The 23,361-nt window shown below is 42.1% G+C and carries 13 protein-coding genes, 1 tRNA gene and 3 rRNA genes; all 17 read left to right on the plus strand.

The window, feature by feature from the left end:
• The first annotated feature begins 149 nt into the window (after positions 1-149).
• The 17 genes from WAA20_RS04390 to rlmN all read left to right on the plus strand — a co-directional run bounded on the left by WAA20_RS04390 (position 150) and on the right by rlmN (position 23,333).
• Positions 150-584, plus strand: coding sequence for a GNAT family N-acetyltransferase (locus WAA20_RS04390; RefSeq protein WP_073390592.1), 435 nt, complete (start codon positions 150-152; stop codon positions 582-584).
• Positions 585-1,375: 791 nt separating this feature from the next.
• A 16S ribosomal RNA gene (locus WAA20_RS04395) occupies positions 1,376-2,920 on the plus strand.
• A gap of 82 nt (positions 2,921-3,002) precedes the next feature.
• Positions 3,003-3,120: ribosomal RNA gene (rrf, locus tag WAA20_RS04400) — 5S ribosomal RNA — on the plus strand.
• Between the two features lie 4 nt (positions 3,121-3,124).
• A tRNA-Ile gene (locus tag WAA20_RS04405) sits at positions 3,125-3,198 on the plus strand.
• Positions 3,199-3,446: 248 nt separating this feature from the next.
• A 23S ribosomal RNA gene (locus tag WAA20_RS04410) occupies positions 3,447-6,362 on the plus strand.
• Together the 16S, 23S and 5S rRNA genes with 1 tRNA gene alongside form the textbook arrangement of a ribosomal RNA operon.
• Positions 6,363-6,791: 429 nt before the next feature.
• Positions 6,792-6,941 (plus strand): six-cysteine ranthipeptide SCIFF, encoded by a 150-nt coding sequence (gene scfA / locus WAA20_RS04415; protein ID WP_022755440.1) that lies wholly within the window; start codon positions 6,792-6,794, stop codon positions 6,939-6,941.
• Positions 6,942-7,148: 207 nt separating this feature from the next.
• Positions 7,149-8,600: a thioether cross-link-forming SCIFF peptide maturase gene (gene scfB, locus WAA20_RS04420; RefSeq protein WP_073390101.1), complete on the plus strand. Its 1,452-nt coding sequence runs from the start codon at positions 7,149-7,151 to the stop codon at positions 8,598-8,600.
• Between the two features lie 12 nt (positions 8,601-8,612).
• Positions 8,613-9,635 carry a hypothetical protein gene (locus WAA20_RS04425; protein WP_073390103.1) on the plus strand — a complete coding sequence of 341 codons (1,023 nt, stop codon included), beginning with the start codon at positions 8,613-8,615 and terminating at the stop codon, positions 9,633-9,635.
• Between the two features lie 98 nt (positions 9,636-9,733).
• On the plus strand, positions 9,734-12,010 hold the full coding sequence (locus WAA20_RS04430; protein WP_073390104.1) for a protein translocase subunit SecDF: 2,277 nt from the start codon (positions 9,734-9,736) through the stop codon (positions 12,008-12,010).
• Between the two features lie 78 nt (positions 12,011-12,088).
• A complete protein-coding gene (recJ, locus tag WAA20_RS04435) occupies positions 12,089-13,909 on the plus strand; it encodes a single-stranded-DNA-specific exonuclease RecJ (protein WP_073390106.1) in 1,821 nt (606 codons plus the stop codon).
• Between the two features lie 133 nt (positions 13,910-14,042).
• Complete coding sequence (locus tag WAA20_RS04440; protein WP_073390108.1) at positions 14,043-15,530, plus strand: UDP-N-acetylmuramoyl-L-alanyl-D-glutamate--2,6-diaminopimelate ligase; 1,488 nt, start codon at positions 14,043-14,045, stop codon at positions 15,528-15,530.
• A gap of 455 nt (positions 15,531-15,985) precedes the next feature.
• Positions 15,986-18,379: a primosomal protein N' gene (gene priA / locus WAA20_RS04445; protein ID WP_081373977.1), complete on the plus strand. Its 2,394-nt coding sequence runs from the start codon at positions 15,986-15,988 to the stop codon at positions 18,377-18,379.
• A gap of 101 nt (positions 18,380-18,480) precedes the next feature.
• Complete coding sequence (def, locus tag WAA20_RS04450; RefSeq protein WP_073390109.1) at positions 18,481-18,972, plus strand: peptide deformylase; 492 nt, start codon at positions 18,481-18,483, stop codon at positions 18,970-18,972.
• 102 nt (positions 18,973-19,074) lie between these two features.
• Positions 19,075-20,004 carry a methionyl-tRNA formyltransferase gene (gene fmt, locus WAA20_RS04455; RefSeq protein WP_073390111.1) on the plus strand — a complete coding sequence of 310 codons (930 nt, stop codon included), beginning with the start codon at positions 19,075-19,077 and terminating at the stop codon, positions 20,002-20,004.
• A 94-nt stretch (positions 20,005-20,098) separates the two neighbouring features.
• Positions 20,099-20,785 (plus strand): zinc metallopeptidase, encoded by a 687-nt coding sequence (locus WAA20_RS04460; RefSeq protein WP_073390112.1) that lies wholly within the window; start codon positions 20,099-20,101, stop codon positions 20,783-20,785.
• Positions 20,785-22,260, plus strand: coding sequence for a transcription antitermination factor NusB (locus WAA20_RS04465; protein ID WP_073390114.1), 1,476 nt, complete (start codon positions 20,785-20,787; stop codon positions 22,258-22,260). Before WAA20_RS04460 ends, WAA20_RS04465 begins: the two co-directional genes overlap by 1 nt.
• Complete coding sequence (rlmN, locus tag WAA20_RS04470; RefSeq protein ID WP_278308472.1) at positions 22,260-23,333, plus strand: 23S rRNA (adenine(2503)-C(2))-methyltransferase RlmN; 1,074 nt, start codon at positions 22,260-22,262, stop codon at positions 23,331-23,333. Before WAA20_RS04465 ends, rlmN begins: the two co-directional genes overlap by 1 nt.
• Positions 23,334-23,361: the final 28 nt, after the last annotated feature.

Raw genomic sequence — 23,361 nt, forward strand, 5'->3', positions numbered from 1 at the left:
AGTTCAGCTCTATGCTAATTGCATAGAGCTTTTTTATTGCATATTTATGAATGAGCCAGTACGCTATTTACCAGATTTTAAATTATCATGTCGTAAATAAAAAAATTCATAATTTATGGTTGATTTTATATTTTTTCGGGAGGCAGATTATGATACGTGAAATCCATATAGATGATATACCAGACATTTTGCCATTGTACATCTCTTATTACAACGAAGTAGAAGACTGCTGCTGGACAGATAATACTGCAGGAAGAAGAATTCATCAGGTATTATCGATGGAAGATTCATATGGTTTGATATATGAGAAGGACGATCAGGTAGTTGGATTTGCGATGGGATTTTTCAAGCAATATGATGACATTATTGGCTATACACTGGAAGAGATAGTGATATCAAAGGAATACCAGAACCAGGGACTTGGTAGTGTCCTTTTGAATGAATTAGAACAACACGTCAAAGAAAGAGGAGCATCTTGTGTCGAATTACATGCTGTGAATGATGAAATGCATGAACATTACTATGACAAAGCTGGCTATTATACAGCTAATAATTTCGTGATGAAGTCAAAATGGTTTGAGTAAACTTAATATAACCTATAGAAGATGGCGGTTAAGAGTGATGTGGCACGACTTAAGATGCTCTGTTATTTACTAAAGCTTCACGTTTGGGCAGATCGGTATGTATACCCAAACTCTTTACTGGATGCACCAAGTAAAGACTTTGGGTATACTGGTCCGTCCAAGTGGGAAGCTTGAATTCTTTATAGATTAAGTCATGAGAATGCAGTTTTATTGAAAAAGTTATCGTAATAAACTGCAAAGATAAATATAATTACGATTTATCCAAAAAGTGTTTGACATTGAGGCAATAACATCCTATAATCAATTTCGCTGTCGCAAAAACAGTTTTCCCTGAGGGTCGGGAGGCCGCTTATAAAGCTGAAATGATAGTAAAAAAGATTTAAAATCTTCTTGACAATCACAAAGCAGCGAGTTAAGATATAACACGTTGCGGCGAACGAAAGCCAAGACAGAAGAGTTTTAAAGTCAGTAGACGAAAACTTTTCTAAAAAAGTTCTTGACAATCACAAAGCAGCGAGTTAACATATAACACGTTGCGGCGAACGAAAGCCAAGACACAAAAGCTTGAAAGCCAGAAGGCAAGAGCTTTTGAAAGTACTTTGACAACTTAACAGTAATGCAACCCTGAAAATTCCAGTTCTTCTTAAATAAGAAGGACAGAATGTTCAGAAGAACAAAAACCAAAGTAAATTTTTGATGGTTTAGCCACCATCAAGCTGTCGAGAGATCGACAGAGGAGCAGAATTATTCTGATTAAGTCAGTGTAAGTCTGAACCGGAAAGAACAAACATTAAAGTGAGAGTTCGATCCTGGCTCAGGATGAACGCTGGCGGCGTGCCTAACACATGCAAGTCGAACGGAGTTATTCGCTGATGAAGCTTCGGCAGAATCTTGAATAACTTAGTGGCGGACGGGTGAGTAACGCGTGGGTAACCTGCCTCATACAGGGGGATAGCAGTTGGAAACGACTGATAACACCGCATAAGCGCACAGTGTCGCATGACACAGTGTGAAAATATTTATAGGTATGAGATGGACCCGCGTCTGATTAGCTAGTTGGTGAGGTAACGGCCCACCAAGGCGACGATCAGTAGCCGGCCTGAGAGGGCGGACGGCCACATTGGGACTGAGACACGGCCCAAACTCCTACGGGAGGCAGCAGTGGGGGATATTGCACAATGGGCGAAAGCCTGATGCAGCGACGCCGCGTGAGTGAAGAAGTATTTCGGTATGTAAAGCTCTATCAGCAGGGAAGAAAGACCTCGTAAGAGGGGATGACGGTACCTGAGTAAGAAGCCCCGGCTAACTACGTGCCAGCAGCCGCGGTAATACGTAGGGGGCAAGCGTTATCCGGATTTACTGGGTGTAAAGGGAGCGTAGACGGTGTATCAAGTCTGAAGTGAAACCCCACGGCTCAACCGTGGGCTTGCTTTGGAAACTGGTAGACTAGAGTACTGGAGAGGTAAGCGGAATTCCTGGTGTAGTAGTGAAATGCGTAGATATCAGGAAGAACATCAGTGGCGAAGGCGGCTTACTGGACAGCAACTGACGTTGAGGCTCGAAGGCGTGGGGAGCAAACAGGATTAGATACCCTGGTAGTCCACGCAGTAAACGATGAATACTAGGTGTTGGGAGACATAGTCTTTCAGTGCCGGCGCTAACGCAATAAGTATTCCACCTGGGGAGTACGTTCGCAAGAATGAAACTCAAAGGAATTGACGGGGACCCGCACAAGCGGTGGAGCATGTGGTTTAATTCGAAGCAACGCGAAGAACCTTACCAAATCTTGAGATCCAGATGAATGATGGGTAATGCCATCAGTCCTTCGGGACATCTGAGACAGGTGGTGCATGGTTGTCGTCAGCTCGTGTCGTGAGATGTTGGGTCAAGTCCCGCAACGAGCGCAACCCTTGTCCATAGTAGCCAGCAGTAAGATGGGCACTCTATGGAGACTGCCAGGGATAACCTGGAGGAAGGTGGGGATGACGTCAAATCATCATGCCCCTTATGATTTGGGCCACACACGTGCTACAATGTCGTAACAAAGGGAAGCAACCCTGCGAAGGTGAGCAAATCCCAAAAATAACGACCCAGTTCGGACTGTAGGCTGCAACCCGCCTGCACGAAGCTGGAATCGCTAGTAATCGCAGATCAGAATGCTGCGGTGAATACGTTCCCGGGTCTTGTACACACCGCCCGTCACACCATGGGAGTCGGAAATGCCCAAAGTCAGTGGCCTAACCGTAAGGAGGGAGCTGCCTAAGGCAGGTCGGATAACTGGGGTGAAGTCGTAACAAGGTAGCCGTAGGAGAACCTGCGGCTGGATCACCTCCTTTCTAAGGAAATAAAGAAGGAAGAAGTAGGGAGTTGCATTACTGTTTAGTTGTTAAAGGCAATGAACCTTTAAAACAAAATATTTCTGGTGACGATGCGCTTCGGGGAAACACCCGTTCCCATCTCGAACACGACGGTTAAGACCTTAGCGGCCGAAAGTACTATACTGGTAACGGTATGGGAGGATAGGTGGTTGCCAGATTTATGGGATTATAGCTCAGCTGGTTAGAGCGCACGCCTGATAAGCGTGAGGTCGGTGGTTCGAGTCCACTTAATCCCATTTGATTCTTCTTGAAGAATCAAATTTGTTCCTTGAAAACCGAATACTGAAATATAGATTATATCTAGTCATACCAAATGATTAAGATATGTTCTATGTCCAAACCAAAATCAAGACATCAAAATGATGAATTTATTCATCAAAAACCATTTCTAAAGAAATGGGCACTGACTATAACATATCGCTGTGTTATAGATCAGAAGAGAATCCAGAATGATCGAAAGATCAGGACTGATTCCTACGTAACTGGTTAAGTTATGTAGGGCGCAGGGCGGATGCCTTGGCACTAAGAGCCGATGAAAGACGTGATAAGCTGCGAAAAGCTGCGGGGAGAGGCAAATACTTCATGATCCGCAGATATCTGAATGGGGCAACCTAACTAGGAAGTACCTAGTTGACCTTAACTGAATCCATAGGTTAAGGCCGGGAACCCGGTGAACTGAAACATCTAAGTAGCCGGAGGAAGAGAAAACAAAAGTGATTCCGTAAGTAGCGGCGAGCGAACGCGGAAGAGCCCAAACCAGAGAGCTTGCTTTCTGGGGTTCGGACTGTATAATCGATTCAAGTCTGCTAACAGAAAGGTCCTGGAAAGACCTGCCAGAGAACGTGAAAGCCGTGTATGTGAAAGTGGATGAGACGAGACAGTATCCAGAGTAGGACGAGACACGTGAAACCTTGTCTGAATGAGCGGGGACCACCCCGTAAGGCTAAATACTACTTAGTGACCGATAGCGCATAGTACCGTGAGGGAAAGGTGAAAAGGACCCCGGGAGGGGAGTGAAAGAGAACCTGAAACCCTGTGCCTGCAAGCTGCGAAAGCTCTATATACGAGTGATCGCGTACTTTTTGTAGAACGGTCCGGCGAGTTATGTGTACCGGCAAGGTTAAGTATCTAAGATACGTAAGCCGAAGGGAAACCAAGTGTGAATAGTGCGACTAGTCAGTATACATAGACCCGAAACCGGGTGATCTATCCATGGACAGGATGAAGCGGCCGTAAAAGGCTGTGGAGGTCCGAACGCACATCCGTTGAAAAGGGTGGCGATGAGCTGTGGATAGGGGAGAAATTCCAATCGAACTCGGAGATAGCTGGTTCTCCCCGAAATAGCTTTAGGGCTAGCCTTGTAGCGTGCCTGTTGGAGGTAGAGCACTGAATATCCGCGGGGGCTTCACCGCTTACCAAAGATTATCAAACTGCGAATGCCAGTCAGGTTTAGCACAGGAGTCAGACTGCACGAGATAAGTTGGGCAGTCAAAAGGGAAACAGCCCAGATCTACGGCTAAGGTCCCAAAGTACGTGTTAAGTGGAAAAGGATGTGGGATTTCATAGACAGCTAGGATGTTGGCTCAGAAGCAGCCATACATTCAAAGAGTGCGTAATAGCTCACTAGCCGAGAGGTCCTGCGCCGAAAATTACCGGGGCTAAAACACGACACCGAAGCCTAGGGATTGCTTGTATCTACGGGTATAAGTGATCGGTAGGGGAGCATTCATAAGAGCGTTGAAACTGTACCGATAAGGAGCAGCGGAGCGTTATGAAGAGAGAATGCCGGAATGAGTAGCGAGATGAGGGTGAGAATCCCTCAGGCCGAATATCCAAGGATTCCAGGGTAAAGCTGATCTGCCCTGGGGAAGTCGGGGCCTAAGACGAGGCCGAAAGGCGTAGCCGATGGACAGCAGGTTGATATTCCTGCACCAGATATCATCAGAACTGTGGGGACACAGGTAACAGGGACAGCCCGGGAGAGCAGCCCGGGGCAAGCATGGCGCGAGGCCAGGGAGAAATCCCTTGGTAGGATCGTGCTGTGTGATGCGGAGCGAAATAAAGTAGTGAAGTGTCCGGAGGACCTGTCGAGAAAAGCCGCTATAGTGTGATATCTGCCCGTACCGTAAACCGACACAGGTGGATGAGGAGAGAATCCTAAGGCCGACGGAAGAAGCATTGCTAAGGAACTCGGCAAAATGTACCCGTAACTTCGGGATAAGGGTAGCCTTCATGTATGAGTACATGAAGGCCGCAGAGAAGAGGCTCAAGCAACTGTTTAGCAAAAACACAGGTCTATGCGAAACCGAAAGGTGAAGTATATGGGCTGACGCCTGCCCGGTGCTGGAAGGTTAAGAGGAGAGGTTAGAGCAATCGAAGCTTTGAATTTAAGCCCCAGTAAACGGCGGCCGTAACTATAACGGTCCTAAGGTAGCGAAATTCCTTGTCGGGTAAGTTCCGACCCGCACGAAAGGCGTAATGATTTGAGTACTGTCTCGGCAATGCATCCGGTGAAATTGAAGTGCCAGTGAAGATGCTGGCTACCCGCGCCAGGACGGAAAGACCCCATGGAGCTTTACTCCAGCTTGATACTGGGATCCGGTATTGTATGTACAGGATAGGTGGGAGGCTAAGAAGTGATGACGTCAGTTGTCATGGAGCCGCTGTTGGGATACCACCCTTACCGTACTGGATTTCTAACCATGGACCGTGAAACCGGTCCGGGGACAATGTCTGGCGGGGAGTTTGACTGGGGCGGTCGCCTCCGAAAGAGTATCGGAGGCGCTCAAAGGTTCCTTCAGGATGGACGGAAACCATCCGAAGAGTGCAAAGGCATAAGGGAGCCTGACTGTGACACCGACGGGTGGAACAGGTACGAAAGTAGGACTTAGTGATCCGGTGGCAGAACGTGGGATTGCCATCGCTCAACGGATAAAAGCTACCCTGGGGATAACAGGCTTATCACTCCCAAGAGTTCACATCGACGGAGTGGTTTGGCACCTCGATGTCGGCTCATCACATCCTGGGGCTGTAGCAGGTCCCAAGGGTTGGGCTGTTCGCCCATTAAAGTGGTACGCGAGCTGGGTTCAGAACGTCGTGAGACAGTTCGGTCCCTATCCGGCGCGGGCGTAGGATATCTGAGAGGAGCTGTCCTTAGTACGAGAGGACCGGGATGGACGGACCGCTGGTGTATCTGCTGCGAAGGCAATCGCATAAGGCAGGGTAGCCAAGTCTGGCAGGGATAAACGCTGAAGGCATCTAAGCGTGAAGCCCCCCTCAAGATGAGATATCCCCACGCAAGTGGTAAGACCCCTTGGAGAGTACGAGGTTGATAGGCACAAGGTGTAAGAGTGGTAACATTCTCAGCTGATGTGTACTAATAGGTCGAGGACTTAACCAAAAAGTCAAGAAAGTTTGGAAATTCAGTGTTCGGTTTTGAAGGAATAAGTTCAGCTCTATGCTTATCGCATAGAGCTTTTTTGTTGCACAAGACCGGCAAGCGAATGGATGCTTGCATACAAATTCATTTGCCGGTTGTAAGAACATGGAGCACGAAGTGCGGAATGTTCGTGTGCGAAATCGAGTAGGAGTCAGCCTACTCGATTGTTCAAAAGCTACATTTTAATCGGTTTCTATGGTGTAACTTATTGGTTGGAAATATACTAATTAAATACATTGTAATAATAGTTGTATTAAAGACGATTAGTAGCATTATTTTATGCTTAAATCTGCCATTTCAAAGCAAAAATCTTTTACACAGTAATTAAACTATGGTATACTATTCTAACGTATGAGATTATCTCATTTTAATTAACCGGGAGGAAATGACATGAAGCACGTTAAGACACTTGCTACAAGAAATCTTAAAGAGTCTATGAAAAAGGGCGGATGTGGCGAATGCCAGACATCTTGTCAGTCTGCTTGCAAGACATCTTGCACAGTTGGAAATCAGAGCTGTGAGCAGCTTGCAAAGAACTAACCTTTTGTCTTTATAACTGGTTTAGATTCTGATGTATCCCTTTAGAGATCAATCGGATCCCAGTAATTCGTAAATTATCCTAAGGGATTTATGAGCATGTATAGCGATATTCCCTGTATATGATAACGGGCATATTGCTATACTTGTTTTCTGTGTTTATAAAATATTTTTTATATTTTTACTGGTAGATAGAGAGTTACAGATTTAATGGTTCATATATTTAAGAATAATGGTTATAACATCGTATTAGACGTGAACAGTGGCAGCGTTCATGTTGTAGATGAAATAGTTTATGATCTCATTCCTTCAGTGGAAGAGATCCTTACAGGAATGTTTGGTACTGCACAGATTCCTGAAAATGAAGAAGATAGTGAGATAAGTAAAGAGCTTTTAAGAAAAGTTACAGATGCAGTTGTTGCTAAAGGAACATCTTATCCTGAAAGTGAAGTAGAAGAAGCAGTTGAAGAAATCTTATCATTACGTCAGGCTGGTCTCTTGTATACAGATGATATATATGAGAATTATGTAGAAGAGTTCAAGACCAGAGATACAGTTATTAAGGCGTTGTGTTTGAATATAGCGCATGATTGCAATCTTCGTTGCAAATATTGTTTTGCAGATGAAGGTGAGTATCATGGACGCAAAGCCATGATGACTTTTGAAGTTGGTAAGGCAGCACTTGATTTCCTTGTTAAGAACTCAGGCGATCGTCATAACCTTGAAGTTGACTTCTTTGGTGGCGAGCCTTTAATGAACTGGGAAGTTGTTAAGCAGATAGTTGAGTATGGTCGTAGCATTGAGAAAGAGGCTGGTAAGAATTTCCGCTTTACGATTACGACTAATGGTACTCTTCTTACAAAAGAGATACTTGATTATTGCAATAAAGAAATGGGCAATATAGTCCTTTCAATTGACGGACGTAAGGAAGTCAATGACAAGATGAGACCTAATGCAGCTGGTCATGGAATGTATGATATGATCGTTCCTAAATATCTTGAAGTTGCAAAGTCAAGACATCAGCTCAGATATTTTGTAAGGGGTACATTTACTCATAACAATCTTGATTTTGCTGAAGATGTTAAGCACCTTGCAGATCTTGGCTTCAAGCAGATATCAATGGAGCCTGTAGTTGCAAAGCCGGAAGACTGGTATGCAATCAAGGAAGAAGATCTTCCACAGCTTAAGGAAGAATACGATAAGCTTGCAAAGATTTACCTTCAGTATAGAAAAGAAGGTAAAGGATTCAACTTCTTCCACTTCAATATAGATCTTTCAGGCGGCCCTTGCGTTGCAAAGCGTCTTTCAGGATGCGGAAGCGGATGTGAGTATGTAGGCGTTACTCCTTGGGGAGATATTTATCCATGTCATCAGTTTGTAGGTAACGAAGACTTTATTATGGGTAATGTCTTTGAAGGAATCAAGCGTACAGACATTCAGCAGCAGTTCAAGGAGAGTAATGTATACTCAAGACCTGAATGCCAGAAGTGTTTTGCTAGATACTATTGTAGCGGTGGATGCAGCGCCAACGCATACAATTTCAATGGTAATATCAACACCGTCTATAAAGAAGGTTGTGAACTACAACGTAAGCGCATTGAATGTGCGATTATGATAAAAGCGGCACTTGCTGAAGAAGCAGAAGTTAAGAATGCTGGTTAACGGAGGCTTTACATGAAAAAATTCAAGCCAGTAATTCTGATACCAGTACTTTTGATATTACTTGCAGTACTTTGTTTTTATGTTTTTCAAGGTTTGACTGATTATAAAGAAAATTCTTCCGAAGATGATGACTGCTCAGAGTATGAAGATGGTATTCATGTTACCTATGAAATCACCTATTTAAATGGCGATATTCCTACTGATCAGGATATGGAAGATATAAAAGAATTGCTAACAGAACGTATTGCATCTGAAGTTGAACCAGAAGGATCAGATGAAGATTCTGAGAGTGAAGATAAAAAATCAGACCTATCCGAGAATTTTGAAAGTATACTTCCAGGAAATAAAGACGCAGTATATAAAGTGAATTGGGTCGGAAGTAATCGCATTGAAATATATAGTCAAGATGTTGCAGATGTTGTTATAGAAAGAATAACTACTACTCCTGAGTTGTATTTTATTCGTGAATATAATGATACAGGATCAGCTAACTACTATGATCCTTATGGGATGGGATATGCAGTATTCATGGAGCTTTCAGAAGGTGTAACAATAGATTCTCTTAAGGAGAGTGGTGATATTGTTTTATCAGCTGAAGATATAGCTGATGCACAGGCTGGAATTGATAAATCAGGTGCAGGCTCAGAATATATTGTAGAGCTTACATTTACATCAGAAGGTGCTGAGAAATTTGCCGCAGCTACAGAATCGGCTTATGCTAATGGCGAGACTATCGGTATTTATTATGATGGAGCCTTTATAAGTGTTCCGAGAGTACAAGCGGTTATCACTGATGGTAAGGCTTCCATTACTGGTATGGGATCATATGAAAGTGCTGAGATGCTTGCTAAGAATATTCGTCTTGGTAATTTGAAGCTTTCCGAGGTTGAAACTGATTCAAGCGATACAGTTACTGATACTGAAAACAGTATTGATACAAATATAATAATTGCTATTATAGGTATCATAGTAATAGTATTAATACTCTTTGTATTTTTAGTACTTGGCATTTATAAAGCCATTGTACGTAAATGATTTCTAAGACGTAAGCGCATTGAATGTGCGATTATGATAAAAGCGGCACTTGCTGAAGAAGCAGATGTCCAAAACGTGGGTTAACGGAGGTTATAAAAATGAAGAAGTTAAAGCAGGTACTGCCTTTAGTTGTTGTATTGGCTGTACTGGTAGGATTGTTCTATGTTGCTTGGCATGGAGTGGGAGAAACACAAGATGGCTCTATGCACGACATAAACTTCGGTCTTGATCTTGCAGGTGGTGTCAGCATCACTTATCAGGTAGCTGGTGAGAATGGCGGAACACCAACAACTCAGGAGATGGATGACACAGTATCTAAGCTCTCTAAGCGTGTTGCTTCCGAGCTTAATACAACAGAAGCTTCTGTTTATAAGGAAGGTTCAGATCGTATCACAGTAGAAATTCCTGGTGCTACAGATGAGATTTTCGAAACTCTTTCAACACCTGGTAATCTGTATTTCATTCGTGAATATAATGATGCAGGTTCAGCTAACTACTATGATCCTTATGGAATGGGATATTCTGCATTCTATATGCTTGCAGATGGTGTGACAATTGAATCACTTCAGGCAAGTGGAGACATCGTTCTTTCTGGTGAAGATATTGCTGATGCGCAGGCTGGAATTGATAATTCTGGTACAGGTTCAGAGTATATCGTAGAGCTTACACTTACATCAGAAGGTGCTAAGAAGTTTGCTACAGCTACAGAAGCAGCTTATGCTAATGGCTGGACAATCGGTATTTACTATGATGGATCTTTCATCAGTGTTCCTAAAGTTCAGGCTGTAATTTCAGATGGTAAGGCATCAATTACAGGTATGGGTTCTTATGAATCTGCTGAAAACCTTGCATCTACAATTCGTATCGGTGGACTTGATGTATCTCTTACAGAACTTCGTGCAAACGTTGTAGGAGCTCAGCTTGGTGCAAGTGCTATTCATACAAGTAAGATTGCAGCTATCATTGGTCTTATACTTATCGTTCTGTTCATGGTCATCGTTTTCAGAATACTTGGTGTAGCAGCATCTATGGCGCTTGGCTTCTACTGCTGCTTTATGGTAATACTTCTTTCAGCATTTGATATAACACTTACACTTCCTGGTATTGCAGGTATCATCCTTTCAATCGGTATGGCGGTTGATGCTAACGTTCTTGTATTTGCACGTATCAGAGAAGAGATTGCAGCTGGATCAGCTGTAGATAAAGCTATTAAAGCCGGATATTCAAAGGCTCTTTCAGCTATCCTTGATGGTAACATCACAACACTTATTGCTGCCGGTGTTCTTGGACTTCGTGGAACAGGTTCAGTAAGAGGCTTTGCTATTACTCTTGCGCTTGGTATTCTTGTTTCCATGTTTACAGCACTTGTTGTTACAAGAGGTATTTCTTCAATCCTTTTCAATCTTGGATTCAAGGCTGAAGGCTTCTATGGTAAAGCTAAAGATCCTAAGAAGATCGATTTTGTATCAAAGAGAAATATCTTCTATGCAATTTCAGTTATCATAATGGTTGCTGGTATTGGAACATGTGTATTTAACCACGTTGCTGGTAATCATGCATTTAACTATTCAATTGATTTCGTAGGTGGTACAGCTACAACAGTATCATTTGCAGAAGGTCAGACTCCTTCAGTTGAAGACCTTGAAAACGTAATCGAGCCTGCTGTTATAAATGCAGCATCTACTGCTGATGCTAATCTTAAGAATCTTTCAATTTCTCACCAGATTGTTAAGGATCAGAATCAGGTTGTATTAAAGACTCAAACTCTTTCAACAGATGCTTCACAGGCTGTTCATGAACTTCTTACAACAACTTATGGTGCTACAGATGTAACATATAACACAATCAGTGCTACTATCAGTGATGAGATGACAAGTGATGCAAGCTGGGCTACAATTATCGCACTCATCCTTATGCTTATCTATATCTATTTCAGATTTAGAGATATCCGCTTTGGTGCTAGTGCTATCATCGCTCTTGCTCATGATGCTATTATGGTTATCATGTGCTACGCATTTACAAGACTTGAGGTTGGAAGCACATTCATCGCTGTAGTACTTACAATCATTGGTTACTCAATCAACGATACTATCGTTACATTCGACCGTATTCGTGAGAATCAGCATGGTATTCGTTCAAGAGAGCAGCTTAAAGAGCTTGTTAATGAGTCAGTTAACCAGACTCTTACAAGATCACTCTTTACATCTATCACAACATTCATCATGGTACTTTGTCTGTATGTTGTAGGTGTTCAGGATATCAAGACTTTTGCACTTCCTCTTATGGTTGGTGTAGTAAGTGGTACATATTCTTCTATCTGCATAGCATCACAGCTTTGGTTCTCAATGAAGAAGAAAAGTGTAGAGAAAGCTTAACCTATACTAAAAATATTAAGACTGCAGGAAGTTTAAAACTTTCTGCAGTTTTTTTCTTTAAAAAGGATATATAAGTTAATGGCAAAATGGATGATAGCAGCCAAGAAGGCTGATTTTGACGCAATAGCAAAGCAGTTTAATATAAGCCCTATTACGGCCAGGTTATTACGAAACAGAGACCTTACAACAACTGAAGATATTCAGAGATATCTCTATGGAGGTCGTGAAGACTTAAGAGATGCTCATGACCTGACTGATATAGATAAAGCTGCTGACATAATGAAGGACAGGATTGACGCCGGAAGCAAGATAAGGATCATAGGTGACTATGACGTTGATGGAATATGCTCATCTTACATTCTTTGGGCAGGACTAACATTTGCAGCAAGGGGATCTAAAGCAGAAAATGCAGTTAATTCACAGACTGACTATAGGCTTCCCGATAGAATAATAGATGGATATGGTCTTAATGACAGGCTTGTTCATGAGGCTAAAGATGACAATATCGATACTATAATTACTTGCGATAATGGTATAGCAGCCTATGATCAGGTTCAGCTTGCCAAAGATCTGGGGCTTACAGTAGTTGTTACAGATCACCACGAAGTTCCGATTTCTAAAGACGGTGATGAGGAAAAACAGATCCTGCCTCCTGCAGATGCAGTAGTTGATCCTAAGCGTCATGACTGTAATGTGAAGTTCAAGGAGATATGCGGAGGAGTTGTAGCATATAAGTTCCTTCAGGTTCTTTTTGAAAAATATGAAGAAGCAGGCTGGAAGTACTCAAAATCTGAAATAGATGAATTCTTTAATGAAATGCTTGAATTTGCTGCCCTGTCAACAGTATGTGATGTTATGCCTATCGAAGATGAGAACAGAGTTCTTGTCAGAGAAGGCCTTAAGCAGATGGAGAATTCCGGTAATCTTGGACTTAGTAGTCTTATTAATGTTAATGGTCTTCAGGGAAGTAAGATGACTGCTTATCACCTTGGATTTGTTATAGGACCTTGTCTTAATGCTACAGGAAGACTGGACCGTGCTATGAGGGGCCTTGATCTTCTTACTTCAACAAGTGAGATGGCTGCTGTAAACATAGCAGGAGACCTTAAATCGCTTAATGATAGCAGAAAGACAATGACTCAGCTTGGCGTGGATCAGGCAACTGCAGAAATGGATAAATGCGTTAAAGATCTTCCTAAAGTCATAGTTCTCTATCAGCCTGATCTTCATGAATCAATAGCAGGAATAGTAGCTGGAAGAGTACGAGAGAAGTATTCAAGACCTACGATCATACTTACTAATGCACATGATGGTGTTAAGGGAAGTGGAAGATCGACAGAGAACTACGATATGTTCAGAGCTTTATCTGAGTGTAAAGATCTTTTTACAAAGTTTGGTGGTCATAAAATGGCGGCAGGTTTGTCACTTCCTACTGAAAATGTTGATGAGCTGCGCCGCAGGCTTAATGAAAACTGTGATCTTACAGAAGAAGATTTTGTTGAGATCAAGCACCTTGATATGGTACTGCCTCTTCAGTATTTAAGCCTTTCGCTTATAAGAGAGTTTGATATTCTTGAGCCGTATGGTAATGGCAACGATAAGCCATCTTTTGCCTGCCGTGATATCAGGATCAAGTCAGGACGAATTATGGGCAAGAACAGAAACTGCGGCAAATACAGGATTGCTGATGCAAATGGCAGAGAATACGAAATGGTCTATTTTGGAAATATGGAAAAATGGCACGATTTCCTAACAGACCGATATGGAAATGCCATAATAGATGCGTTATATAATAATAGTGTAAATGAAGACATTGTTCTGAATATTGCTTACTATCCGGATATTAACTCATGGCAGGGCAGAGAGAGCCTCCAGATAGTAATGACTGATTTTTGTTGAAATCATCAGATTATAACTGTAATGATGTAGATAAAATCAAGTTATGGAATAATGATCAGGGCCAGGATATAAAGAATAAATGTATATTATTTCTTTTTATATAACTAAGTCATAAAAATAAGGAGATACACATATGAAGCTTACAACTTTGCTTGAGAAAATCGATTACAAAGCCTTCGAGGGAAATACCGGTAACGAAGCTGATATTTCAAATGTTGAGATCAAGTCAGTAGTTAACAATTCCAAGAAAATTGAAGAAGGCTGCTTTTTTATGTGTATTAAAGGAGCTAATTTTGATGGCCATAGCGTAGCAGCACAGGCAGCTGAGCAGAAAGCTGCAGCAATCCTCGTTCAGGATGATGTAACTCTTCCTGAAGACTGCAAGATGCCTGTTATCCGTGTTGAGGACACAAGATATGCAATGGCATTTGTATCAGCTGCATGGTTTGGAAATCCTGCACAGAGTCTTAAGACAATCGGCATTACAGGTACTAAGGGTAAGACAACAACAACTTATCTTATAAAGAGCATGCTTGAAAATGCAGGACATAAGGTAGGTCTTATCGGTACTATCGAAGTTGTTATAGGAGATAAGCATATTCCTGCTAAGAATACAACACCTGAGTCATATGACCTTCAGGAGTATATGAGACAGATGGTTGATGAAGGCTGCGACAGCCTTGTTATGGAAGTATCTTCACAGGCGCTTATGCAGCATAGAAGCCAGGGATTTGTATATGACCTTGGTATTTTTACAAACATTGAGCCTGATCACATCGGCCCAGATGAACACAAGGATTTCGACGACTATATGCACTGCAAGGGTCTTTTGTTCAAACAGTGTAAGGTTGGTATTGCAAATGCTGATGACGAGCACATGGAACAGGTTCTTGAGGGACATACATGTAAGCTTGAGACATTCGGCTTCTCTGACAAAGCTGATATCAAAGCTGTAAACCTTGCTTATATCAGAAAGCCTGGTCAGCTTGGAGTATTCTTTGACACAGAAGGTCTTATTGAGCTTCATGCAGAAGTGCGTACTCCTGGTAAATTTTCTGTTTACAATGCCCTTTGCGCTATCGCTGTAGCAAGACACTTTGGCTGCACAGATGAAGAGATCGCTGAGGCGCTTAAGAATGCCAAGGTTAAGGGCCGTATCGAGATGGTCAAGGTATCAGACGACTTCACACTTATGATCGACTATGCTCATAATGCTATGGCACTTAAGAGTCTTCTTTCAACTCTTAAGGATTATCGTCCTAACCGCCTTGTATGTCTCTTTGGCTGTGGCGGTAACAGATCTAAGCTTCGCCGTTATGAGATGGGTGAAGTAAGTGGTAAGCTTGCAGATCTTACTATCATCACATCAGATAACCCAAGATTCGAAGAGCCGCTTGATATCATCCATGACATCGAGATCGGTATGAAGAAGACTGATGGTAAGTATGTTGAGATCCCTGATAGAAAAGAAGCTATTGCTTATGCGATCGATAATGCTCAGAAGGGTGATATCATCATCCTTGCAGGTAAAGGTCATGAAGACTATCAGGAGATCAAGGGTGTTAAGTATCCTATGGATGAAAGAGATCTCATTGCAGATATCATGAAAGAGCGCATGTAAATCCTATGAATTAAGTCCCCTGGTGGTAATGCATGTTTCTAATATTTTGAGAGACGATAAAATTATTGATTAACCATTATTTCTAGGGACATTTAAGATATGGATAGTAATATATGCGAAAATGCAGTTATCAAAAAAATTAATATAAAACTCTATTATGAACAAGAAAGAAGAGGGCGGGTGATATGATCATCTTGCCCCTTTTTTCTTACCTCAAAATCTTCAACTTTCTACGCAATATTTTTCATTAGCGCCGCTTTCTGATACAATTGATAAGGTGTTATGAACTGACATATAAATAAATCTATTTCTGATCATATACTGCGAATTGAGAAAAAGAATAATCTGATTCTTTAATGCCGGTTTTAATAAAACTGTGTTTTGGGAAAAGAATAATCTGATTCTCTAACGCTGTTTTACATAATTTGCGAGTTTATAAAGACCCGAGGACTAACATGGACAATACTACAGAATCTAATATATACGCCAAAATTATCATAGATATATCTCACGAGCAGGTGGACAGAACTTTCTGCTATAAAGTTCCTGAGCGCCTTATAGGCAGTGTCGATGTTGGAAGCTGCGTGCAGGTGCCATTTGGACGAGGCAATAAGGTTAGGACCGGCTACGTCATGGAGCTTACGGATACTGCGGACTTTGATCCTGCGAAGATCAAAGAGATCGTTTCTATCGCGACTGAGAATCTTCCGGCAGAAGATATTTTTATAAAGCTTGCTGCCTGGATGAAGCAAAGATACGGCTCTACCATGTATGCAGCACTTAAGACAGTACTTCCTGCGCATAAGAAACAGACAACACTTAAGCATAAGTTTATATCCTTAAGGATGGCGCAGCGAGAAGCTACAGAATATCTCTATGAATGCAGGCAAAAGAACAGGAAGGCGCAGGAAAGGCTTCTTGCAGAGCTCTTAACTGAGCCTGAAGAAAGGATTCCCTATGAGCTTGTAACAGGAAAGCTCAATATTTCTGCGGCAACCATAAGAAGTCTTAAGGAAAAGTGCGTGATAAATGTCACCGAAGAAGAGTATTATCGTAACCCTGTTAATATAAGTGCGGGTGCAACCAGGAGGCTTAACCTTTCTGATGAGCAGCAGCACGTAGTTGATAAGGTCATCAGCGACTTTGATGCGAATATAAAAAAGACTTATCTTGTGCACGGCATAACAGGAAGCGGTAAGACTGAAGTTTATATCCGCATGATAGAAGAGATAATAGCAAGGGGCAAACAGGCTATAGTCCTTATCCCTGAGATATCTTTGACCTATCAGACCCTTATGCGTTTCTACCGCCACTTTGGAGAGCGAGTATCAGTAATGAATTCAACTCTTTCTCCCGGGGAAAAATATGATCAGTTTGAAAGGGCAAGAAATGGCCAGCTTGACATAATAATCGGCCCTAGGTCAGCTCTTTTTACACCATTTCCAAATCTTGGACTTATAATAATAGATGAGGAGCATGAGCCTGCCTATAAATCTGAGCAGATGCCCAAGTATCATGCAAGAGAGACAGCTATTACACTTGCAAAACTGGTAAAAGACGGAGCAAGCGTGGTTTTAGGAAGTGCGACCCCTTCTCTTGAAGCCTATTACAGGGCTGTATCAGGTGAATACGAACTCTTTGAGCTTACCAAGAGACTTACAGGCGGAACATTGCCGGAAGTTGAATGCGTAGATCTAAGAGACGAGCTTAGAAGCGGCAACAGATCTATTTTTTCAAGAAGTCTTCAGGAAGCAATCGAGGATAGGCTTCAAAAGCACGAGCAGCTTATGCTCTTTATAAACAGAAGAGGACTTGCAGGATTCGTATCATGCAGAAGCTGCGGACATGTATTTAAGTGCCCTCACTGCGATGTATCTCTATCGGAGCATAGAGGCGGCAAGCTTGTATGCCACTACTGCGGATATTCAGAGCCTGTCACAAGAATATGTCCTGAGTGCGGATCCAAGTATGTTTCAGCCTTTAGGGCAGGAACAGAGCAGATAGAAAAAGAAGTTCTTAAGAACTGGCCACATGCAAGAGTCCTCAGGATGGATGCAGATACCACCAAGACTAAGGACAGCTACCAGAAGATATTGTCTGCTTTTTCCAACGAAGAAGCCGATATACTGATAGGAACGCAGATGATAGTTAAGGGCCACGATTTCCCTAAGGTTACGCTTGTGGGAGTTTTGGCTGCGGATATGTCACTTTATGCTAATGACTACAGGGCGGCAGAGCGAACCTTCCAGCTTCTGACGCAGGCAGCAGGAAGAGCAGGAAGAGGAGAACTTGCCGGCAAAGTAATAGTACAAAGCTATCAGCCTGATCACTATGCGATCCAGACCGCTGCAAGGCAGGATTATGGCGCTTTTTACGATGAAGAGATTGCCTACAGAAGGCTTCTGGCGTACCCTCCTGTTGCGCACATGATGGCAGTTCAGATCACTTCAAAAAGTGAAGAAGCAGGAATAACTTTTTCCAATAAATTGAGGACTATTTTAGAACAGCCTGTAGTTCCTTTTCTGGATCTTGATGGTAGCAGTTATAGCTTTCGCAGTGACAATGGAAGAGGTAATTCTAACAGTAATGATATAAGCGTATCTCCCTCAGCTTATGTAAGAGGAAGCCTTATGGAGAGTGAAAAGCCGGTTATCATCGGTCCGGCAGCTGCGAATATATCAAAAATTAATGATGTTTTCAGATTTGTTATATATGTTAAGTCGCAGGATTATGCTATATTAACTAAGATGAAAGATAAAATTGAACGGTATACCGCCAGACTCATAGAAGCTGGACAATACCGAGGATATTCGGTACAATTTGATTTTGACCCTATAAACGGTTTTTGATAATGATAATTGATAGGGATCTACATGTTCTGCTATTGATCAGTCTATTGATTGGCTGATTATTGTATAAATTTATAATGAAGTATTAACGGAGGTTAATTATGGCTATAAGACAGATTCGTGAATATGGTGATGAAGTACTTGCAAAAAAGTGCAAACCTGTCAAAGAAATGACAGATTCAATACAGGAACTTATCGATGATATGTTCGAAACAATGTATGAAGCAAATGGAGTAGGCCTTGCAGCACCTCAGGTTGGTATCCTTAAAAGGATCATGGTAATCGACTGCACAGGTGAAGATCCATTTGTATTCATCAATCCTGAGATTCTTGAGACAAGCGGTGAGCAGACAGGCTACGAAGGATGTCTTTCTATCCCTGGAAAGAGCGGCGTAGTTACAAGACCTGATCACGTAAGAGTTAAGGCTCTTGACCGCGATATGAATGAGTTCGAGCTTGAAGCTGATGAGCTTTTTGCACGCGCTATCTGCCACGAATGCGAGCACCTTGACGGACATATGTATGTTGAAAAGGTAGCAGGCGGAGTTGAAGGACTTGTAGACAATGAAGAGCTCTATAAGGACGAGGATTAATTCTATTCCGAAAAAGACTATTAGGATAGAATGAATTGGTGTTGCGAGTCCCACCAATTTGATGAATTGACTACGTATGATACTCGCGGCGTGAGGTTTAGAATGAAAATAGTATATATGGGAACTCCTGACTTTGCTGTCGGAGCTTTGAAAGCTTTATGTGAAGCGGGATTTGAAGTTGTGTGCGCGGTTACACAGCCTGATAAACCAAAGGGAAGAAGTGGAAAGCTCGTTTTTTCTCCGGTAAAAGAATATGCGATCGAGAAAAATATTCTGGTATTTCAGCCTGAAAAGATCAGAACACCTGAAAGCGTAGAGTATCTTAAGAGTCTTGATGCAGACCTTTATGTAGTTGCTGCATTTGGACAGATCCTCTCTCAGGAAGTTCTTGATATTCCTAAGTACGGATGCGTTAATATCCATGCATCTCTTTTGCCAAAATACAGAGGAGCAGCGCCTATTCAGCAGGCACTTCTTGATGGTAACAAAGAGACCGGCGTTACACTTATGCAGATGAATGCCGGAATGGATACAGGTGACATCCTTATGCAGGAGAGCCTTGAGATCACTGATGAGGATACAGCCGGAACACTTTTTGATAAGCTTATGGATCTTGGCGCTGACATGATAGTCCGCGCAGTTCCTATGATCGAAAAGGGAGAACTTACTCCGGTTCCGCAGGACAACGATAAGGCAACCAAAGTCGGCAAGTTCTCTAAAGATATGGGAATCATTGACTGGTCCCAGGATGCAGCCTATATCGATAGACTTATAAGAACCATGGATCCATGGCCAAGCGCATTTACACACTGGAATGAAAAGACTCTTAAGATCTGGAAGGCAAAGCCTATTGAAGCATCATCCGGCGTACAGGCAGGCGAGATCTTTGAAGTAGGTAAGAATTCATTCAAGGTTGCTTGCGGAAATGGAAGTCTTGAAGTATTTGAAGTTCAGCTTGAGGGCAAAAAGCGTATGTCTGCCGGCGATTTCATGAGAGGTAATCACGTGGAAGCAGGGCAGAAGCTTGGATGATTCCAGGTAAAATAAGTTTGATGTTTTAGTAAGATTTTAACGATGGATTTTAAGCCTATTATATCTATATAGACAATTAGTAGGAGGCATAACTATGAGATACTATTATTTTGACTGGACATATCTTCTTGTGATCGCAGGAGCACTTCTTAGTTTGATCGCAAGTTACAATGTAAAGGCATCATATAAAAAATATGCAAGGATTGCCAGCATGCGCGGCATGACAGGTGCAGAAGTTGCAATGCGTATACTTGAAGCTAACAACGTAAGAAATGTACAGGTAAGGCACGTAAGCGGCGAACTTACTGATCATTATGATCCCAGAACACAGACAGTCAATCTGTCAGATTCTGTATACGGATCAACATCTGTTGCTGCTCTTGGCGTAGCTGCACATGAATGCGGACACGTAATGCAGCATGAGACAGGATACACTCCTATCAAGATCCGTACAGCACTTGTCCCTGCTGCTAATATCGGTTCAAGATTTGGAATCTATATTGTAATTCTTGGACTTATACTTGCTTTCGAGCCACTCACAACTATCGGAATCTGGGTATTTTCACTTGCAGTTTTATTCCAGATAGTAACCCTTCCTGTTGAGTTTGATGCATCAAGAAGAGCACTCGCTATGCTTGAAGGTTATGGAATGCTTGGCCAGGAAGAAGTTGGCGGCGCAAGAAAAGTCCTTACAGCTGCAGCTCTTACCTATGTTGCGGCAGCTGCATCATCAGTAATGCAGCTTGCAAGGCTTATTATACTTAGGAACAGAAGAAGATAATGATAAGCGAAAGAGAAATAGCACTGGATATAATTATGGAGACAGATAAGGGAGATGCATCGCACTCCCTTATTCGTGATGTATTGGAAAAATACGATTATCTTGAGCCAAGGCAGAAAGCTTTTATCAAAAAGCTTGCCCAGGGAAGCATGGAACGCCGTATTACCCTTGATTACATTACAGATCAGTTTGCAAGTGTCAAAACTTCTAAGCAAAAGCCCCTTATAAGAAGCCTTCTTAGAATGAGCGTGTACCAGATCTTCTATATGGATCAGGTTCCTGATAGCGCTGCGATCAACGAGGCTGTTAATCTTGCAGGCAAAAGAGGCTTTAAAAACCTCAAGGGATTTGTAAACGGAGTACTTCGTAATATCTCCAGAGAAAAAGATAAGATAACATTCCCTCTTCCATCAAAGACTGATAAGAAGAGTCAGATTCACAGCCTTTCAGTTATTTATTCTATGCCTGAGTTTGTCTGTGAGCTTTTTGTTTCTAATTATGGATATGAGAAGGCAGAAGAAATTCTTAAATCATTTTTAAATACTCGTCCAGTTACTATCAGAATGGATGAGAGATTTTCTGAGGATGAGATCAAAGAACTGGTTCGGTCAATGAAAGAAGAATCAGGAGAAAACTTCGAGATTAAGCCTCATAACCTCCTTCCATATGCCTACGAACTTACCCATACTGATAACATTCAGTATCTTCCCGGATTCGACGAAGGAAGATGGATGGTTCAGGATGTCAGCTCAATGCTAGTAAGTGAGGCAGCAGGACTTAAAAAAGGAGACGTTGTTGTAGATGTATGCAGCGCTCCGGGGGGTAAGGCACTTCATGCAGCAGCTAAACTTGCGGCATTTGAGAAGTTTGGAAGTAGTCTTGAAAACAATGACTCATACGGTCAGAAAGATGGACGAGATATTGCAATATCCATAAATACTGATAACAATAAACTACCACATGTTTATTCCCGCGATCTGACAGCGTTTAAGACAAGGGTTATTGAAGAAAACATAGACAGAATGGGCCTTGAAGACATTGTAACAGTTGAAGTCCGCGATGCAAGAGAACATGATGTATCACTTGAAAATAAAGCCGATGTTCTGTACTGCGATCTTCCATGTTCAGGTCTTGGAATTATTGGAAGAAAGGCCGATATAAAGTACGGCGTATCTAAAAAGTCATTAAAATCGCTGACAGATCTTCAAAAAGAGATTCTTGGAAGCGTATGGAACTATGTAAAACCGGGCGGAATCATGATGTATTCAACCTGTACCATCAATCCATATGAGAATGAGAAGATGGTAGAGTATATATGCGAGAACCTGCCTTTTGAAAGAGTAGATATTATTGAAAGTATGCCGGAAGCACTTAGAGGTGAAGAGAGCCTTTCAAAGGGATATTTGCAACTTCTCCCAGGTGTATACGGTACTGATGGATTCTTCCTGGCGAAGTTAAGGAGAGTTACTACATAATGTCAAATGAAATCATTTCTGATAATACAACAATAAATGCACTCCCGGACATCAAGTCCATGCCGCTTCCTGAACTTACAGAAGCGGTAGTATCTCTTGGCGAGCCCAAATTCCGTGCCAAGCAGCTCTACGAGTGGATGCACAAGAAGATGGCAGGAAGCTATGATGAGATGACCAATATTCCTAAGTCTCTTAAAGAGAAGCTTTCAAATGCCTACTCTTTTACTTCTCTTCAGGTAGTAGATGTTCAGGAATCAAAGCTTGATGAGACCAAGAAGTTCCTCTTTGGCCTTTCTGACGGCAATGTCATCGAAAGTGTATTTATGAAATACAAGTTCGGATGTAGTGTTTGTATCTCATCACAGGTTGGATGCCGCATGGGATGCAGATTTTGTGCTTCTACAATAGACGGCGTCGTAAGATCTCTTTTGCCGGGAGAGATGCTTGATCAGATCTATGCTATTTCAAGGATCACAGGACAGAAGATATCTCACGTAGTAGTCATGGGTTCAGGAGAACCTCTTGATAATTACGATAACCTGTTAAAATTCATCCGCATGCTTACGGGTGAAGAAGGCATGAACATGAGTCAGAGAAATCTGACCGTTTCTACCTGCGGACTTGTTCCAAAGATCAGAGAACTTGCAGGAGAGCACTTTTCTATCAATCTTGCATTATCTTTACATGCCTCCAATCAGGAAAAGAGACAAAAGCTTATGCCTATAGCCAATAAGTATGAGCTTTCAGAAGTTATAGACGCTTGTAAGTTTTATTTTGATGAGACAGGAAGACAGCTTACATTTGAATATTCGCTTGTTGCAGGTGTTAATGATACCGCAGAAGATGCAGCAGAACTTGTTGATCTTTTGAAGGGCCTTAATGCAATAGTAAATCTTATCCCTGTAAACCCGATCAAAGAGCGCAACTTTGCGGCTCCGACTCGTGAGAATGCCCTCGCTTTTAAAAATAAACTTGAAAAAAGCGGAATAAATGTTACTATAAGAAGGGAAATGGGCAGGGATATTGACGGTGCATGCGGACAACTTCGCAGACGACACCTGAATGAAAAATAACCTGCTGTTTTTATGGAGGAGAGTCTTG

It is taken from the genome of Butyrivibrio fibrisolvens, from assembly GCF_037113525.1.
Lineage (GTDB): Bacteria > Bacillota > Clostridia > Lachnospirales > Lachnospiraceae > Butyrivibrio > Butyrivibrio fibrisolvens.

Bases quoted from the DNA above. Each gene is read 5' to 3' on its own strand.
- def (WP_073390109.1), top strand. From the start codon at position 18,481: ATGGCTATAAGACAGATTCGTGAATATGGTGATGAAGTACTTGCAAAA.
- WAA20_RS04430 (WP_073390104.1), top strand. From the start codon at position 9,734: ATGAAGAAGTTAAAGCAGGTACTGCCTTTAGTTGTTGTATTGGCTGTA.
- WAA20_RS04440 (WP_073390108.1), top strand. From the start codon at position 14,043: ATGAAGCTTACAACTTTGCTTGAGAAAATCGATTACAAAGCCTTCGAG.
- scfA (WP_022755440.1), top strand. From the start codon at position 6,792: ATGAAGCACGTTAAGACACTTGCTACAAGAAATCTTAAAGAGTCTATG.
- priA (WP_081373977.1), top strand. From the start codon at position 15,986: ATGGACAATACTACAGAATCTAATATATACGCCAAAATTATCATAGAT.
- WAA20_RS04390 (WP_073390592.1), top strand. From the start codon at position 150: ATGATACGTGAAATCCATATAGATGATATACCAGACATTTTGCCATTG.
- recJ (WP_073390106.1), top strand. From the start codon at position 12,089: ATGGCAAAATGGATGATAGCAGCCAAGAAGGCTGATTTTGACGCAATA.
- fmt (WP_073390111.1), top strand. From the start codon at position 19,075: ATGAAAATAGTATATATGGGAACTCCTGACTTTGCTGTCGGAGCTTTG.
- WAA20_RS04425 (WP_073390103.1), top strand. From the start codon at position 8,613: ATGAAAAAATTCAAGCCAGTAATTCTGATACCAGTACTTTTGATATTA.
- scfB (WP_073390101.1), top strand. From the start codon at position 7,149: ATGGTTCATATATTTAAGAATAATGGTTATAACATCGTATTAGACGTG.
- WAA20_RS04460 (WP_073390112.1), top strand. From the start codon at position 20,099: ATGAGATACTATTATTTTGACTGGACATATCTTCTTGTGATCGCAGGA.
- WAA20_RS04465 (WP_073390114.1), top strand. From the start codon at position 20,785: ATGATAAGCGAAAGAGAAATAGCACTGGATATAATTATGGAGACAGAT.
- rlmN (WP_278308472.1), top strand. From the start codon at position 22,260: ATGTCAAATGAAATCATTTCTGATAATACAACAATAAATGCACTCCCG.